General features: G+C 68.4%; 5 protein-coding genes. 2 read left to right on the top strand and 3 right to left on the bottom strand.

Translation table 11 applies throughout. The features are described from left to right. Nucleotides 1-13 precede the first annotated feature (13 nt). Nucleotides 14-8,392 carry a filamentous hemagglutinin N-terminal domain-containing protein gene (locus LO787_RS12320; protein ID WP_232496122.1) on the top strand — a complete coding sequence of 2,793 codons (8,379 nt, stop codon included), beginning with the start codon at nucleotides 14-16 and terminating at the stop codon, nucleotides 8,390-8,392. A gap of 2 nt (nucleotides 8,393-8,394) precedes the next feature. Next, a complete protein-coding gene (locus LO787_RS12325) occupies nucleotides 8,395-11,580 on the top strand; it encodes a CHAT domain-containing protein (RefSeq protein ID WP_232496123.1) in 3,186 nt (1,061 codons plus the stop codon). Between the two features lie 23 nt (nucleotides 11,581-11,603). Here the strand turns inward: LO787_RS12325 and tssM are convergent, their stop codons facing one another. From tssM to tssK, 3 genes are read right to left on the bottom strand one after another with little or no spacing between them, the layout of a single operon-like run. Next, a complete protein-coding gene (gene tssM / locus LO787_RS12330; RefSeq protein ID WP_232496124.1) occupies nucleotides 11,604-15,032 on the bottom strand; it encodes a type VI secretion system membrane subunit TssM in 3,429 nt (1,142 codons plus the stop codon). Nucleotides 15,033-15,048: 16 nt separating this feature from the next. Beyond that, on the bottom strand, nucleotides 15,049-16,512 hold the full coding sequence (gene icmH / locus LO787_RS12335; protein WP_232496125.1) for a type IVB secretion system protein IcmH/DotU: 1,464 nt from the start codon (nucleotides 16,510-16,512) through the stop codon (nucleotides 15,049-15,051). Beyond that, nucleotides 16,509-17,852, bottom strand: a complete 1,344-nt coding sequence (gene tssK / locus LO787_RS12340) for a type VI secretion system baseplate subunit TssK (RefSeq protein WP_232496126.1) — start codon at nucleotides 17,850-17,852, stop codon at nucleotides 16,509-16,511. The genes icmH and tssK overlap by 4 nt, the downstream gene beginning before the upstream one ends. Between the last annotated feature and the right edge of the window lie 4 nt (nucleotides 17,853-17,856).

A 17,856-nucleotide genomic window follows, 5' to 3' on the forward strand; every position in this document is an offset into this window, starting at 1 on the left:
GGGGAGAGGCAACATGACCGCCATCGTCCGCCGCACGCACTCTTCATCGTTCAAGACCCTCCACGCCTCGCTGCGCCTCGCCCTTCTCGGGTCGAGCGCGCTGGTCGGCTCGGCGACTCTGGCCGGGCAGGCAAGCGCCCAGTCGCTGCCGGTGCCCACCAACGCGGCCGAACCGGGCGTGACGTTCAGCGGTCCGGGCGGCGGCGCGCCGAACAACCGGATGGATGTCGACCTCGGCGGTGCCAGCCGCATCATCGACTTCAACAGCTACAACATCGGCACCGGAAACACCGCCCACTACTCGACCTCGGTGGCGGCGACCGATCTGGTAGCGGTCAACCGCGTCATCACGAGCGGCGGCGGCCCCTCGATGATAAACGGCACGCTGCAGGCCGATGCGGGCATTTCGGTGTGGCTCATCAACCAGGAAGGCATCAGCTACAACGGCAACACCACGCTGAACGGCGGCAGCCTGGTGCTGTCGACGCTGGACTTCGCCGACGCCGGAGCCGTACCCGGTGACGTTCCGCTGCGGTTCGCAGGGTCCAGCACCAGCGGCATCACCATCGGTGGCAACCTCAACGTCGCTGGCTCGATCGTCGCCATCGGCCAGCAGATCACGACCAACAGCGCGCTCACGGCGGGCAACGGCTCGGTCGTGCTCGTCGCGGCGAGCGACGTCACCTTCACCAACGGGCTCGGCAATCCGCTCAGCTTCACGGTCAATGCAGGCACCACGCTGGCCAGCGCCTCCGCCAGCCCCGTCAACGTGAACGGCAACCTGACCGGCAACTCGGTCGTCGTCGCGGGCGGCATGCAGAACAGCCTGACCGCCGCCCTGCTCAACATCTCCCCCACGGCGACGCTGACCGCCACCGCCGTAAACGGCACGGTGACGCTCGCCACCACCTCGACCGGCGCGGGGATCGACATCACCAACGGCGCCGGAGTGACACCGGGCATCGCGCTGGGCGGGAATCTGGTGACCACCGGAGCCGGCGGGGACGTTGTGGTCGCATCGGGCGGCGACCTCACCGGCAACGGCACCATTACCGCGCTGAACGACGCCAGCGTGAGCGCCGTCGGCGATATCGTCGCGACGACGGGCAGCTATACGGCCACCGGCGGCGCGCTGACCGTTGCCGCCGGTGGCGACGCGACGCTTGGCGCGCTGGCCGCCGGGACCGACATCGCCGTGTCGACCGACGGCAGCGCCACCCTCGGCGGCACCGTCTCGGCGGGCGGGATGCTCAACCTGATCTCGCTGGTCGATGCGACGATCAACGGCAACGTCACCACCGACGGCGACGTGTCGCTGGTCGTCCGGCGCGACACGACCATCGGCGGCGACATCGATGCGGGCGGTGCCTATTCGCTGGAGACCGGGCGGGATCTCGGCCAGTCGGGTGATGTCAGCGCGGCCGGTGACGTGCTTGTGGACGTCGGCGGTGACGCGAATGTCTCCGGCCTCCACGCATCCAATGGCGGGCTGACGTCGATCGGCGTGACGGGTGACGCCACGCTCGGCGCACTGACGGCAGCCACGGACGTCAGCGTGACCACGGGCGGCTTCGCGACGGTGAACGGCGCCGTTAACGCCGGGAACGACTTCCTGGTACTCTCCGGCACCGACACCACGCTTGCCGGAACCGTCACCGCGCGGGACGTGTCGCTGTCCTCGGGCCGCGACACGTTCGTGACCGGCAGCGTCAATGCCGCGCGGGACTTCCTCGTCACCGACACGCGGAACTACACGCAGTCCGGCACGGTCGTCGCCGGTCGCAACGTCGACCTGACCATCGACGCCGTCGCGCTCGCCACCGGCTCGGTCAGCGCCACCACCGGCTTCGTGGACATCACCGCCGACAGCGCGACATTCGCCGCGATCACCGCAGGCACGGACATCACGGCGGACATCACGAACGGTGCAGATTTCACCGGAGCGCTTTCCGCCGGTGGCGATGTCGAACTGACCGCAGGGACGGACCTCTTCGTCCGCAGCGGCGTCTCCGCAGGCCGGGCATACCGGACCACCGCCAACGCCGTCACGCTCGGCACGACCGGGGCGGCGGCGACGCAGACCGCGGGCGACGGTGTTCTCATCCACGCGCTCGGCGGCAACATCGTCGGCCTTGGCAGTCTCGTCCTGAGTTCGGACGCGAGCGCCGTGGGCATTCCTGCCCTCACCAACCTCGAACTGCGGGCCGATGCGGGCGAAGTGCGCTTCGGCATCGACACCGGCCTCGTCGCGGGGATGGCGGGCAGCCGGACCGACGTGATCGTCACCAGTGCGCCCAACATCGCGCTGGGCGACGTGACGGCGAACCGCCTGTTCACCGCAGGCGATACAGGCCTCCTGACCAGCGGCAGCATCGTCACCGACGACCTTGCCATCGACAGCGCCATCACCCTGACATCGACCACCGCCGGGGTGACCACCGGCACGCTGACCACCGGAGGCGCGATCGCGATCTCTGCGGCGGGCGACATCACCATCAATGCCGGTGCCGCCCCGACCAACCCCAGCGCGCAGGCGGGCACGACGATCAACCTCCTGAGCACGGGCGGCAGCGTGCGCGCGGACGGCGTGCTGGCGACGACCGCGGGCGACATCATCGTCAACGCCCTGCTCGACGTCTCGCTGGACGGAGCGAGCGCCAACGGCCTGCCCTCCGCCAGCGCCGTGGTCGTGCGCGCCGGGCGCGACATCCTGCGGGCGCGCGCGCTGACTTCGGCGAGCGACGACATCTTCATCCGCGCCGACGGCAATGCCGCGCTCGGAACGGTGACGGCCGCCGACGACATCGACATCACCGTGGGCGGCGCGCTGAGCTGGACCGCGCTGCAACTCACCGGCGGCGCGGACACCGCCCGCTTCGCCAACCTCTCGGGCGCGGCAGGCACCACGGGCGGCGTGGACTTCCTTGCGCCCGGCACGGACGCGCAACTGGCGAGCGGCCATGTCGTGCGCATCCGTGCGGGCAGCGTCGGCACGGCAGCAGGAGCGCCGGTCGGCCTCATCGCGCAGAACGTCACGTCCGGAGACTTCAGCGCCACCGCCCAGACCGGCGACATCCGCATCGGGCAGGTGACGTCTTCGGGCGACGTCAGCGTCATCGCCGACCAGGGTTCGATCACCGGCCTGCCCGCGCTGGCCCCGATCACCGGCGGCAGTATCGGCGGCACCGGCAGCGGCGCGGTGGACACCGTCCTGCTGGACATCACCGGCAGCGGCGCGATCGGCGCCATCAGCGCGGGCACGGTCCGCACCGTCACGGACGCAACGACCCTGCGCATCGGTTCGATCACCGCGAACACCGTGGACCTCGGCGCGGTCCAGACCCTGCACGTCGGCACCGTGGTCGCAAGCGGCGCCGTCGACCTCGCCACCACGGGAGGCACCGCGCTTTCCCCGAATGTCGAGTTCATCGGCTTCGGCACGCAGCTCGCGCCCGGCTTCGGCAATGCCAGCCTCACCTCCACCCGGATCGACGGGACCGTCGATGTCAGCGCGCTGCGCGGCATCGCGCAGCTCGGCACCCTGCGGGCAGGCACCGGCACGGGCATCGGCGGCGTCGACCAGATCGTCGTCTCGGCGCGGGCGCTGACCATCACGCAGGCCGACGCGCTCGACGGTTCGCTCGTCGTGACGGCGAGCGACGGGCTGCTCAGCCTCACGACCGGCTCCGCCGCGCAGCACCTGACCCTCGTCAAGCGCAACGACGACGGAACCAGCATCGGCTCCGACACCCTGACCGATATCCTCGCCGTGGGTAACTCCTTCTCCAGCGGCGGCAGCGTGACGGCAGGCTTCGGCGTCGATATCCGCAGCGAGACCTCGCTGGTGGTGAACAGCGTCACCGCGCTGGGGAACTCCCCCACCGACCGCAACATCCTGGTGACCGCAGCCAAGGACATGCTGCTCACCACCGCCACCGCGACGCGCGGGTCCATCGGCCTTTACGGCGGCTCCTGGATCCGGGGCGACATCGGTTTCGGCGTCAACATCATCCCCGGCATGCTGCGCGCGGCTGAGGACGTCACCGTCCGCGCGGCGGGTGACGTGCAGTACTGGAACATGACGGCAGGCGACGATGTCGACGTGCTCTCGACCGGCGGCAACCTGCTGACCAAGTACATCACCGGCACCGGCACGGGCCTTGGCGGGACGTCGGTGCAGTTCACCGGCCTGCCCGGCCAATCCGGCACGCTCGCCGTCGTCAGCGGGGAGGATGCGGCGCTGGCCGATGCCACCATCCGCCTGCGCGCCGCCACCGGCAACATCACCTTCAGCAGCTGGGGACTGATCGAGGCTCTCGGCCGCGGCGATGTCCTGCTCAATGCCGCAGGCAACGTAAGCCTGACCGACGTGACCGCCGCCAATGGCTCGATCGGCGTCAGGGCTCGAAACGCCACGTTCTGGAACCTCGTCGCCAGCGAAGACGTGGCCGTCCGCACCGACCTCTCCACCAGCATCGAGACCATCGTCGCAGGCGACGACGTCGATATCTTCGCCAACTCCATCTCGCTGACCAAGCTGCTGCTCTCCACCACCTCGACCGGGCTTGGAAACGGCGGCACTTCGGTGCTGATGCCGACTGTCGCGGGATCCGACGGCAGCTTCCTCGTCCAGGCCGGCGAAGACGCGCAACTGGCCGATTCGACCATCCGGCTGCGCTCGCTGACCACCGTGAACACGGTCGGCGAAGTCCGCACGCTGGGCACGGGCAACGTTCTCGTCAACGCGGGTACGGACGTCAATCTCGGCACGATAACCGCCGCTGACGGGTCCATCGGCATACTGGCCGGCGGTGAGGTGTTCGCCACGCAGCTTACAGCCAGCCGCGACATCGGCATCCGGGGCGGCACCACCGGAGCAACGTCTCTCACGAACGTGAATGTGCTTGCCGCTACGGCAGGCGACGACATCGACATCCTCGCCCTCAACGGCAACATCCTGCTCGTGAACGGCACCGCCAGCGGCACGCCCGGCACCGGCGGTTCCTCGATAAGCTACATCGGTGATCCGGGCACGGCGGACGCCGTGGAAACCGGCCCGGAAGACGGTCAACTCGTCGGTTCGACGATCCGCCTGCGTTCGGCAGTCGCCGCGGTATCGTCGACCAGCCTTTCCGCACTGGGCATGGGCGACGTGCTCGTCAACGCATCCACCGACGCCACGCTCGGCACGGTCAATGCAGTCGGCGGCTCCATCGGCATACTGGCCGGTGCGCAGATAACCGCCAACCGCCTCACCGCCAGCCGCGACATCGGCATCCGGGGCGGCTCCACCGGCGCAACGACCCGGACAAACGTCACCATAGGTTCCGCCACTGCAGGCGACGACATCGACATAACCGCGCTCAACGGCGACATCCGCCTGACCGACGCCACTTCCACCGGCCTCGGCGCCGGAGGCACATCGGTGATCCTCGGTGGGCCGGGTGGGCTCGATACGGTCGCCATCGGCGCCGAGGATGCGCAACTCACAGGAGCGACGATCCGCCTGCGAGCGGCAGCGGGAAGCATCTCCTCGCTGGCGACCGAGGCTGGCGAAACCGCCACTCTGCGCACGGAAGGCACGGGCGACATTCTCGTCAACGCGTCCGGCGATGTCGCGCTCGACACGCTCGATGCGGCGGGCGGCTCCATCGGCGTGCTTGCAGGCGGCCGCATGACAGCGATCCGCCTTACCGCCACCCGCGACATCGGCGTGCTCGGCGGCACCAGCGGCGCTGCCCCGTCGACAGATGTCGCGATCGGCACCGCCATCGCAGGCGATGATATCGACATCGTGGCGCTCAACGGCACGCTGGACATGACGGACGGCACGGCCACCGGCGTCGTCGGCGCAGGCGGCACCTCGGTGACTTTCGCGAGCGTCCCGGCGGGCGCTTACGGTGCCGTCGGCATCGTAGCCACCGAGGATGCGCAACTCGGCGCGCTCTCTACAATCCGCCTGCGGGCGGAAGCGGGCGATGTGATTTCGGCGGGAAGCCTGCAAACACAGGCGCGCGGCGAAGTGTTTGTCAACGCCGCCCGAGGTGTCACGCTCTCCGCCGTCAATGCTGCCGATGGCTCGATCGGCGTGCTGGCCGGCGGACAAGTGACGGCGCGACGCCTCACCGCCAGCCGCGACATCGGCGTGCGCGGCGGGACAACCGGCGCGACGACGCCGACCGACGTTTCGATCATCGACGCCATCGCGGGCGACGATATCGACGTGCTGGCTTTCAACGGCAATCTCTCGATCACCAATGCCACTGCTTTGGGCACCTCCGGCACCGGCGGCTCCTCTATCCGGTACGTCGCGGCAGCGGGAAGCCTGAACGCGGTCGAGACCGGTGCGGAAGATGCGCAGCTTGGCGGCTCGACGATCCGCCTCCGCGCGGAAACCGGCGGCATCTCGTCCACCGGCACCCTGATCGCGCTGGGTCGCGGCGAAATCCTGGTCAACGCCCTCACCGATGTCGCGCTCGCCACGGCCAATGCGGCAGACGGCTCGCTCGGCATCCTTGCGGGCGGGCCGATCACCGGTGCCACACTCAGCGCAAGCCGCGACATCGTCGTACAGGGCGGCACCCTCGGCGCGACGGCCCGCACCGACGTGACGATCGGGTCCGCCTCGGCGGGCGACGACATCGACATCGTCGCGCTCAACGGCAACCTGACGGTGACGAACGCCACCGCGACCAGCTTCGGCCCGGGCGGCAGTTCGGTCGGCTTCGGCACCGCCGGAGCGCTCGACACCGTGTCCGTCATCACCGACCCCGAGAATACGCAGCTCACCGGATCGACGATCCGCCTGCGGTCCCAGACGGGCAGCGTCACCTCCACCGGCACGCTGCTGGCGCAAGGGACGGGCGACGTCCTCGTCAACGCACAGGGCGACGCATCGCTCGCCACCACCACCGCCTCGCGCGGCTCCGTGGCGCTGCTGGCGGGAGGCAACCTGACCGCCGCGACGACCACCGCCAGCGAAGACGTGGCGGCGCGCGCGGGGAACAACGCCAGCCTCACCAGCACGACCGCAGGCGACGATATCGAAGTCGCGGCCGGTGGCCGTGTGACCCTCGGCACAGCGACCATCGGTGGCACTCCGACCGGCCTAGATGCCCGTCACGCCACTCTCAGTTCAGTTCAGGCCGGGCTCGATGCGGGCATCGCCTTCACCGCAGGCGATCCACGCGGCCCTGCCGGACTGCCGACCGGCTCGGCTCTCGCCACCGACAAAAACGGCCGCAACATCACGATCGCGGCGGCCGACATCGATCTGCAGGGCGTGCTCGATGCAACGACGGGCACGATAACCCTGCGCAATACCGGCGCTAATGCCACCTTGATCGGCGACGGCACGGTCACGACAGGCGCCAATTTCGGGCTCAGCAATACCGAACTCAGCCGCCTGCGCAGCAATACCCTGGTCATCGATTCCGGCAGCCGCGCGCTGGAACTCGGCACTTTCACGGTCGGTGCCGACACCGGAAAGACCGACACCCGCTTCCTCGCGACGGGCACGGTCGAGATCACCGGCGCCGTTACCATGGCCGGAACCGCCGAGCGCACCCTCCAGATCGGCGGCCTGCTGGGCGAGCTTGGGAACGATGCGGCAGCCGTTCCGCTCGCCACCTCGCTCGTCGCCCGGATCGATCGCGCCTCGACGCCGAGCATCGTCGCCGGTGCGGCCAATGTCGAACTGCGCGCCGAGAAGATCCTGTTCGGCACCGGCGCGATGGTCGACGAATATATCGGCAAGAACGACGATGAAATCGCCCGGATCGTTTCGGATCCGACCTCGAAACTCTACTACGACGCCGCTGCGCAGCCTCTCGATGTGTTCCTCACGGCCAAGACCGTGACGGTGGGCTACAAGAACTTCGCGCTGTTCCAGAACACCGACATCAACCGCAGCGCCGGGGTTCTCATCAATTCGCCCGCTGCCGGCCTCCCCCAGCAGACCGCACTCGCGCTGCGCCTCGTCAGCACCGGCGAGGGTGGCAACAACAGCTTCGCGATGTTCGGCGTGGTCAACAACTTCTTCGGAACCTCTGCCGCGCTGCTGACCAACGATGCGATCCAGATCGTCAACCCGAGCGGCGATCTCAACGACTTCCGCATCACCCGCGCCAGTTCGCGGATCAACGGATGTGTCATCGGCGCTCCCGACCGCGGCTGCCTCGCGACCGACATCCCGCAGCCCAACTTCAACCTCTACGACGAGCGCAAGATCGCGCTGTTCGATGTCGATGATGACCAGACCATCGCGGTCAGCCCGCTGATCGGACGCGGCAACGACGGCCTGATCGTCAACGTCGCCGATGCCCCGGTCGGCATCGACACCATCGAATGCCGCCCAGAGGATCCCAACTGCCCTGCCAAGGAAGGCAACTGAGCATGTCGAACCCCATCGCGCCCGCCGCCTTCCTCCGCAATCACTCGCGCCATCGTCGGGCCGGGATCGGCGCATCGCTGCTGGCGTCGGCGGCGCTCGTGCTCGCGGCTCAGCCTGCCCATGCCGCACCCGCGCCCGAACGCTTCGGCCTTGGCACTAACGGCAATGGGGACACTTGCGCAGCCTCCCGCCAGTGGACCACCGGGGCGGGACCGATCCGCTATGCGACGGACCAGTCCTTCGTCATCACCTGCCGTGACATCGCCGCCGCCGACGCACAGGGCTACGTCGGCGCCGCCGGAAAGCCCTCGCCGCTGACCAACTGCGGCGATGCGCTCAATGCGCAGATCGGCGGCATCGGCCCGGTGGAGGTCCGCCGCTGCATCGACGCGACGCTGGGCAAGGCGGCCATCGACATCCGCTTCACCCGCAGCGGCGTCGCCTGGCAGGGTGCCTCGCTCGAATCCGCAGTTGGCACGCTGGAAACAGCGCTCAAGGTGGTCGCCACCGGCGCACCGGCGCCCACCGGCAACGCCATCGCCAAGCCCTCGTTCGATCTTGCTACAATTCCGGCAGGGCAGGCGTTCACCGGCGTCGGCGAGACGCGGGCCTTCACAGCAGAGGCCGCGCTGGCCGACGGCGTGGCGGCATTGCAGACCGGCCGCCTGCTCGACGCCTCGCGCACCCTGAACGACGCACTGCGCGCTTTCGCCAATTCCGACATTTCGACCCGCATCGACCTGCGCCTCGCCGCCGGTCTTGCGGAGTCCAACCTCAGCCAGTTCGAACTAGCGCAGAACGACTTCGGCATAGCCGAAAGCCTGCTGCGCGACGGGCAGAACCTGCCCCGCCGCGACGAACAGGCAATCCAGCTCACCACTTATCGCGGCATCGACCTCATCAACCAGCACCGCTGGGCGGACGCCATCTCCGCGCTCACACGCACGCAGCCGGTGGTCGGCAGCCTGCAGGATCCCGTAACCCTCGGCCGTCTCAACGAGGAGACCGCCGGTAACGGCCAGAACCTGCAATCCGAACTGACCGACCAGGGCCAGCTCACCCGCGCTCTTCTCGAGGCGCAGCGCTATCAGGCCCTGAGCGTGGCCTACTTGGGCGCCAATCGCATCGACGAGGCCGACACCGCGCTGCAGAATGCCGCCAAGGCCGCCCGCGTCGTCGTCGCCCGCTACGCGCCCGACAACATCGTCTGGCTGCGCACCACCATCGAACGCCAGCAGGCGCGCATCTACGTGCGCCGCGGGACGCCGGGCAGCATCGACAAGGCACTCACGCATCTCGACTGCGCCGTGAACGCGCTGAGCGGCAGCATCGCGGGGGGTGGATGCGTGTTTCCCGGCGCGAAGCCGGTCAGCGACACCTTCCAGAACGCCCCCCTGCTGGCCGACACCCGCCTCGAACGCGCCAGCATCGCCTCGCGCGATCCCAACATCGCGCAGGACAAGGTGCTCGCCAACTATCGCACGGCGGTCCAGACCCTGCCCGAACTGACCGGCACCGGCTACGTCTCGCTCGCCGCGCTGGAGCGCTACTTCCTCCTGCTCACGAAGACCGAGCCGAACGCATCGCGCGACGAGGAATATTTCCACGCGATGCAGATGATCGGCGAACCGGCCATCGCCCGCGAATATGCGCAGTTGCAGAAGGTGGTGTCCGCCGACGAGGGCGTCGCCGACCTGCTGCGCCGACGCGGCCTGCTCGACCGGCAGATGGTCCGCCTGCGCACCGAAATCTCGAACCTCGGCACGACCTCCGGCCCCGATTTCGAGCGACTGGAGCAGGAACGGCAGGCTGCCGATGCCGAGCGCGACACCATCAACAGCCAGCTCCTGTCCACCAACCGCATCGGCGCCTTGCAGGACGAGCCCGCCAGCGTCGCAGAAATCCGCGACGCGCTGGCGCCGGGTGAAGCCTATCTCAAGCTGGCGCAACTCTATTCGACGATGGCGGGCATTGTCATCACCAGGGACAAGACCTGGATCTACATGGTCGATGGCGGGCTTACCAAAACCGAAACCCTCGCCGACGCCGTGCTGACAAGCGCCCGGCTGGACGAGGAAACGCGCTCGACCCGGCTGTTCAAGGTCGCCGAGGCTTCGCAGCTCTTCCAGGCCATCACCGGCCCGGCCGCCGAGGCTGTCGCGACTGCCACGCGCGTGGTCTACAACCCGGCGGGCAAGCTGCGCCAACTTCCCGTCGCGGTGCTGGTCAGCGATCCCGCCTCTGCCGAAGCCTATTCCAAGCAGCGTGCCAAGGGCGACTATTCCAAGCTCAAGTTCCTGGCCCGGACCACCGACACGGCCGTGGCGCTTTCTCCCCGCGCATTCCTGCGCGTGCGCAAGGACGTCAGCCCCTCGCAGGCCCCCGGCAAATTCCTCGGCCTCGGCGAGAACGCCCCGGCGGAGCGGGTGCCCGCCGCGATTGCCGAAGACAAGATGCCGTTCGACTGCTCGGTGACTTACGGCACCTGGGCAGGCGTCATGGGCATGAACAAGCCCATCAGTTCGCGCGAACTCGGGCTCGCCGCCAATGCATTGGGCGCGCCGGATTCGCCGGAAATCACGCTGGGCGCGTTCACTGACGTCAATCTGCTGAGCGGCCCGGCCTCCAGCGAACTCGGGCGCTATCAGGTGCTCCATTTCGCCACGCACGGGCTGCCGGAGACGCAGGTCGATTTGCCCCAGTGCAAGGTCCACCTGCCGCCCGCGCTGGTGACCACCCTCGCCGCCCCCGCCGCTGACGGGCAGGTGGTTTCCGACGGCCTGCTCTCGTTCGATGAAGTGGCGCGGCTGGAACTGGACGCCAACCTCGTCGTGCTCTCCGCCTGCGACACCGGCGCGGGCACCAGCACGCAGACGGCGCTGAAGGCGGGCCTCGAGAACGCGTCGCCCGCGCTCGACGGCCTCGTCCGCTCGTTCATCGCCGCCCGCGCCCGCGCGGTCATGGCGACGTTCTGGGCGGTGCCGGACTCGCAGCAGACGCAGGATCTGATGCAGACTTTCTACGCCACCGGCCGGACGGCGACGATGGGTGACGCGCTGCGCGTCGCGCAGAACCAGCTCATCGACACGCGGCGCTATTCGCACCCGTACTATTGGGGCGCGTACTTCCTTGTCGGTGATGGCGCGAAGACGATGCTGACGCCGCAAAACCAAATGGCGATGAAGTGACGCAGCGAAGTCGCTGCTGACCGCTAACCCGCGGCGGCGGCAGAACCGATAGTCGGGCAGCCGACCTTGACGAACGGATCGACCACGAAGGGATTGCCGCCCGCGAAGGTGCGTATGCGGAAATCGAAGCGCGCGCCGCCTTGGGTCAGGCTACCCTCGCCGATCGCCGGTGACGCGCCGCCCTTGATCGCAGCGACCTTCATCATACGAAAAACGGCCCAAGGGCCGTTCCAGGTCCGCTGTGCGGGCGCGCCGCCCGCCAATGTGAACGATAGCGATGAGCCCCCCGACCCCGGCCAGTCGAAGGTCGAAGGGATAGCCGCCTTGCCGTCGTAGCGCAGCGTCTGCCCGTCCACCTGCAAGGTCACCGCGTCCGCACCGGACAAGGCGACCGGCTCGATCTGGTAGGACAGGCGCGGGCTGTTCGGGTCCGCCCCGAAGAACGTTCGGGTGATGGTGTCCGCCGCCTGCATCGCGCGCACGGTGCCTTCGGTGAGGCCGATCTCCCCGGCGTTCTCCTTGGGCATCCAGACCGGCGGCGTCCGGTCGAGATAGCCGCCAAGTTCGGTGTTGACGAAGTTCGCAAACAGCCCCTGCGGCGAGAAGAACCGCGCGAAGTCCGCGACGGCGAGGTCGTTGCCGGAGCCCGGCATGACGGGATAGGCCTTGACCAGCCCGTTGGCGCAGGACTCGCCGAAACTGCCGCTCATCGCGGCGCCCATCTGCGCCACCCGGGCGCCGCCGAGCGCCACGTTCGCATCGCTGGCGACGGTCTTGGCCCAGATCCCGGCGGGGGCGGGCATCGAATTGGCAGTCTGGTCAAGCTGGAGAATGGCGGCCTTGGCTTCCATGCTCTGCTGCGACCCGGTTTCGCCACCACCACCCGGCAGCACGGCGATCACGTTGAGCTTGTCGGCCAGTTGCGTGAGCGTCTGGAGCCAGGCATCGAGCGGCGCGCCCTCCCCTTTGCCGACGAAGATGCGCAAGGGCAGGAAGGCATCCACGACCGCCTGCCTTCCGCCATCGCCCCCGCCGGTCGGCAGCACTCCTGCGTTGCCCGCCATCGTCATCGCCTGCGCAAGCTTCCCGCTCGGCTTGGGCGCGCCCGCCGCAGGCGTCATGTCGGTCGCCTTGGCGATCGCGGTGAGCAACGGCTTGATCGGAGAGAGCGGTCCACCCGCGTCCCGCATGCGCTGGACGTTCTCGCCGAGCGATGCGACCTGCCTGACCTTGATCGATCCGGTGTACGACTGCCAGCGATCGAGGAATTCGGCGAAATAAAGCCGCTCAAGGTCCGATTTGAGCCCGGCCAGTTCGCCCGGCGAAAGCTGCGCCTTGCCGGTATCGCCGACGACCCATTTCTCCTCCTCCAGCAATGTCGCGCCCTTGCCGACGATCGGGAGGAAGATCTTGTCGTAACCGTTGCGGGTGAACAGCGCCGGCACACCTGCCCCGGGCGCGAAGGCGCCGCTGGTGTCGAAGAATATCTCGGGCTGAGGCCCGGCATTCTCCCGCGTGGTCCACGTCTCCTCCCCGGTTTCGAGCGCCTTGCTCTTCAGGCGACCGTAGACACGCACCGCCGCAGGCTGCGCGCGCAGGACCGAGCGAGCACCCTCGACCCGCCCCGCATCGATGGTCTGCGGCGCGAAGTTGCCGTCGAACAACGCCTTGGCATGGCGCGCGAGTTCGCCCGCCTGGCTTTCGGCATTGCCGCCGCCGCGCTCGATCCACGCGGGCTGTACCCATGCGACGACATGCTCCCCCATCGCCGGTCCCTGCCCGCCGAGGATCAGGTAGGACTTGAGATCATCGTAAAGCGCGCTGGGGTTCTCGCCGTCGGATGCCATGCGCTGTTCCGCCAGCCCGACGAGGATCGGCGCGAGACGTCGCTTGAGATCGCGCCCGTATATGCCGCCGAGCTCCGCCGACAAACGACCGCCTTGCCCAAGCCCCAGCCCGAAATCGCTGGCCTCCGCCATCTCGGTCGTGGCCTCGCCGAGGATGCCGAGCGCCGCGATGTCCTCGTCCACGCCACCACCGCCGTTCGCGCGCACGTTGGCATAGGCCTCGGCGGTGGCAAAGACGCGGTCGATCAGCGAAAGGTTGCGGAAATAGCCCCAGGTCCAGATGCCGCAGCAGATCGTGAGCGCGGCAAGGCTGGCGGCGATGGCCAAGGTGTAGCGCTGGCCAGCCCGCTTCTCGGCCAGCGGATTGCGCCCGGCCATGCCCTGCTCCGGAATCAGCAGATCGGAGAAGAAGCGCTTGAGGAAATAGCTGCGCCCCGTCCCCACCGCCTGCGCCGAATGGGTGGCGGGTGCGCCGACGCTGAGCAGGATGCGGTCGACCGGGTTTCCGGTCTGGATCGAGGACGCGAGATAGACGCCGCGCACCCGCGCCGGATTGTCGAACCGGCTCTTCTGGCCGAGCGCTTCCAGCAGCTTGCCGATGGGCGCCTGCAGCGAAGCAAGCTGCGCCGGAAAGGCCGCGATCTGCGCGCGCAGGTGCATCTGCGGCTCGTTCTGCATCCGCTCGACCACGCGGGACGACACCGAGGTTACAAGCGCTTCGAACCCGTCGAGAACCGACTGGTTATCCGGCTGATCGCCCTTCGCCGTGGCGCCGAAGACCTGATCGGATTCGCTGTCGGTGCTGGAGCGGAAGTATTCCCGGAAGCCCGCCAGCAAGTCCGCCTTGGTGACGAGGACGTAGACCGGCAGATCCTGGCCCAGTTCCCTGGCGATCTCGGCAAGGCGGGCGCGGATATGACGCGCGTGCTCGGCCATTTTCGCCGGATCGACGAAATCGGGCGCCGGGATTGCGACGATCACGCCGTTCAGCGGCTGGAGCGGGCGATACTGCTGCAGGAGTTCAAGAAAAGACTTCCACCCAGCCGCATCGGCGCTGGCATCGTCGTCCTGCGTGACATACCGGCCCGCCGTGTCGATCAGCACGGCTTCGTCGGTGAACCACCAGTCGCAGTTGGGCGTCTTGGGCTGGCCGCGAAGCGCGCGATATTCCCCCGCAACGGCGGTCGGAAACTCCAAGCCGCAGTTCAGCAGCGCGGTGGTCTTGCCCGCACCCGAAGGCCCGATGATCGCATACCACGGCAACTGGTAGGCATAGGCCCCGCGCGAGCCGACTTTCGCCGACTTGAGCATGTCGAGCGCCTGCGTCAGCTTGGCGGAAATCTCGTCGCGATCGGCCGCGCCCGGCTCGGGCTTGAGCGCATCCATCATCGCCGCGTTCTTCGCCTTGTCGCGCCGGATCGACAGCAGCCACAGCACGCCCACGACGATCAGCGGCAACAGCGCAACGAACGTCGTGACCGGCCACCAGCCGAGCGGACGGAACCCTGCGATCGAGACCAGCGGGCCGACGAAGAACAGCAGCAGCCCGAGCGCCACCGCGCCGAGCACCCGCCAGAACCAGCGATTCCTGAAAAGCGCCTTCATGGTGCCCGCTCCCCCCTCAACGCCAGTTGATGTCGTTGGCGACGCGCAGTTCGACGCGGCGATTGCGCGTGCGTCCCTCGTCACTCGAATTGTCGCCGATGGGCTGTGTTGCGCCGAACCCTGCGATCGATAGGCGCGATGCATCGGCCAGGCCGGAACCCTCGATCGCCTGCGCCACCGACTGCGCCCGCGCCTCCGACAGTTCCTGGTTCGACGGGAACTGCAGCGAGTGGATCGCCTGATCGTCGGTATGCCCCTCCACCTTGATCGGCCCCTTGGTGAGGTTGGCCGCCTCGGCGAGATGGGCGAACGTATCGCTCCACGCGCCCGATGCATCGGCCTGCGCCGAAGCGAACAGGCCCTGGTTGTGCAGGCGGATGACGATCTCGTTGCCCTCCCGCGTCAATTCGAGACGACCGGCGGCCACGTCCGGGCGCAGGATGTCCTGGAACTTCTCGTAGAGCGGCGTCTCCGCCTGCGCCGGGGGTGAAGGCGGCGGTGGTAAGGCCACGGTCCCGACGGCGCGATCGACCGCCTCGATCGCGGCATTGCTCCGGCTCGACAGGTGCATCAGCAGCGCCGCGAAGACCAGCAGCGCCACCACGCCGATCGCCGCGAGCACGGCCCACCAGGGAATCTGCGAGCCGAAGCGGCCCGCGGCGATCTTCTGCCCATGCCACTGCGGCGAAAGCTCCCCGCTGGGCGCGGCGCGCTGGCGCTGCACCAGCGCGGCCAGACCGGCACGTCGCTGCGCAAGGATGTTCTGCCCGCGCGGATCGAGCGCCGCGCGGCCTTCGAAGCCGAGCGACAGGCACAGGTAGAGCAGTTCGATCAGGCGCGGCTCGCTGTTGGGATCGCGCTCCATCTGTTCGGCGAACTGGAACATGCGGTCGCCGCCCCGCGCGTCCTTGTGATAGACGACGAGCAGGCTCTGCGTGGACCACTGGCTCTGCCCGCCCCAAGGGGTCGACATCACCGCATCGTCGATGAAGGCGCACAGGATGTAGTGCGCAAGCTGCACCGACTTCGCCTCGAGCCCCAGCGCACGCGCACGCTTGGTGAAGGCGTCAAGCTCGGCGACGGTTGTGCGGCGCAGGGCCTCGAGGTCCGGGCCCACGGCCATGGTCTTGATGTGATTGGCCAGCAGGATCAGCCGCCCGGCCGCTGCAACGACGGGCTCCGGCCCATAGAGGTTGGGCTCTCCCGGAGCGAAATCGATCCTCCCGCCGCCGCCCTGCGACGCGGCAGGCAGCGGAGGTGGAGCGCCCCACTGCGCGCCTCCACCCTGAGGCGAAGCCGGCTGTCCGGGCGCGGGCGAAACCGGCACGCCCGGCGCAGATGGCGGCGATTGCGGGAAGCCTTGAGGCGGCTGATAGGACGGCTGCTGCGGAAAGCCCGCCGGCGGCGGCGTACCCCCGCCAGCCGGGCGGAATACAGTGGCGTCGTCGCCTCCGTCCTTGCCGTTGTCGTCGCCGGTCATTGCTGCTGCCCCCGGATCGCCCACATCTCCAGTTCGAGGCCGGGAATCTCGCCCGCGACGTGCAACGCCACCGCGCCCGAGGTCCGCACCGCCTGCCACTGCTCATGGCGCGCATTGATGTTGAAATAGACCGTATTGGCGCGGAACGGGATCTGCCGCGGTTCCGCCGCCATCGGGTAGAGGTCTGCACCGGGAAGGTGGCGATTGACGAGATCGCGGATATGCTCGACCGATCCGATCTTGGTCAGGCGCGGCATGTTGGCGCGCAACTGCTCGGTATCGACACCCGCACGCACCGCCAGCACGAACGACGCCGTCGTGAACAGCGAGCGGTCCTCGATCTGCCCGACCTGGATGCCATAGCCGCGCGCGGTCAGCGGAATCGCCACCGCCGTCTGCTCGAATACCTTGCTGAGCGAACGGCGCAGGTCGCCCATCACCGCATCGAAGCACAGGCGCTGCTGGCGATGCTGATAGAGCGGCATGAACGTCGGCCGGTTCGACGTCTGCGTGAACGTCGACAGTTCCCCCGCGATCGAACAGAGCATCCCGTAGAAGTCCGCCGGGTGGATCGCAGGTAGCGCCGAGAGATGCTTCAGCAGCGCCTCGGTGCGGTTCGCGACCATCAGCATCAGGAAGTCGGTGATATCCGCGACCGCCTTCGCCCCCGGCGTGCCCAGACGCCCCGCAATCGCCTCCGCCCGCTGGTGGACCATGCCTTCGAGTTCGGTGATGAACCCCGACAAGACCGGGCTGGCCGTCACCGAAACGCAGCAGGGAATGAAGCCATTGTCGAGCACGACCGAATCGTCGGTGCGCCGCTCCACCACGCGAGCGATCGGCAGGGTCACGTAACCGTCGAGCCCCTCCGCCTCGGTCCGCAGGGACAGTTGCAGCCGTCCGACGTTCATCGCCACCCGCGAACTCGCGCCGTAGACGGTGTCCACGGCCTCGAACTCTTCGGCGACGAAGCGGGTCTCGGCCTGCCCGCTGCGGTCCAGCGCGACATCGGCAATACCGGCGCGGCTTTCGGGGATGCACAAATGCACCACCTGATCGCGGACATCGCGCATGACCTCAAGCGGCTTGGGCGCGGCGGCCTGCCCGGGGATGCGGAAAGGCGTGCCGTCCTCGAACACGCCCGAGCAGCGGTTGATGACGATCTTGCCGGTCTCGAGCGGACCGTCGCCGATCTCGATCTGGTGAACGCCGTAGCCATGCGCGACGAGGGGCCCGACACGCGCTTCCAGCTGTTCGCCGGCGAACCGTTCGAACTGCTGGAAATGCTGCGGCCGCAGGAACATGCCTTCCGACCAGACAGGCTTGTTCTCCCACGTCACAGGC

It is taken from the genome of Novosphingobium kaempferiae (assembly GCF_021227995.1).
In the GTDB taxonomy this organism is placed as follows: Bacteria; Pseudomonadota; Alphaproteobacteria; order Sphingomonadales; family Sphingomonadaceae; genus Novosphingobium; species Novosphingobium kaempferiae.

Coding starts and splice junctions, on each gene's coding strand:
- LO787_RS12320 (WP_232496122.1), top strand. CDS start 14: ATGACCGCCATCGTCCGCCGCACGCACTCTTCATCGTTCAAGACCCTC.
- LO787_RS12325 (WP_232496123.1), top strand. CDS start 8,395: ATGTCGAACCCCATCGCGCCCGCCGCCTTCCTCCGCAATCACTCGCGC.
- tssM (WP_232496124.1), bottom strand. CDS start 15,032: ATGAAGGCGCTTTTCAGGAATCGCTGGTTCTGGCGGGTGCTCGGCGCG.
- icmH (WP_232496125.1), bottom strand. CDS start 16,512: ATGACCGGCGACGACAACGGCAAGGACGGAGGCGACGACGCCACTGTA.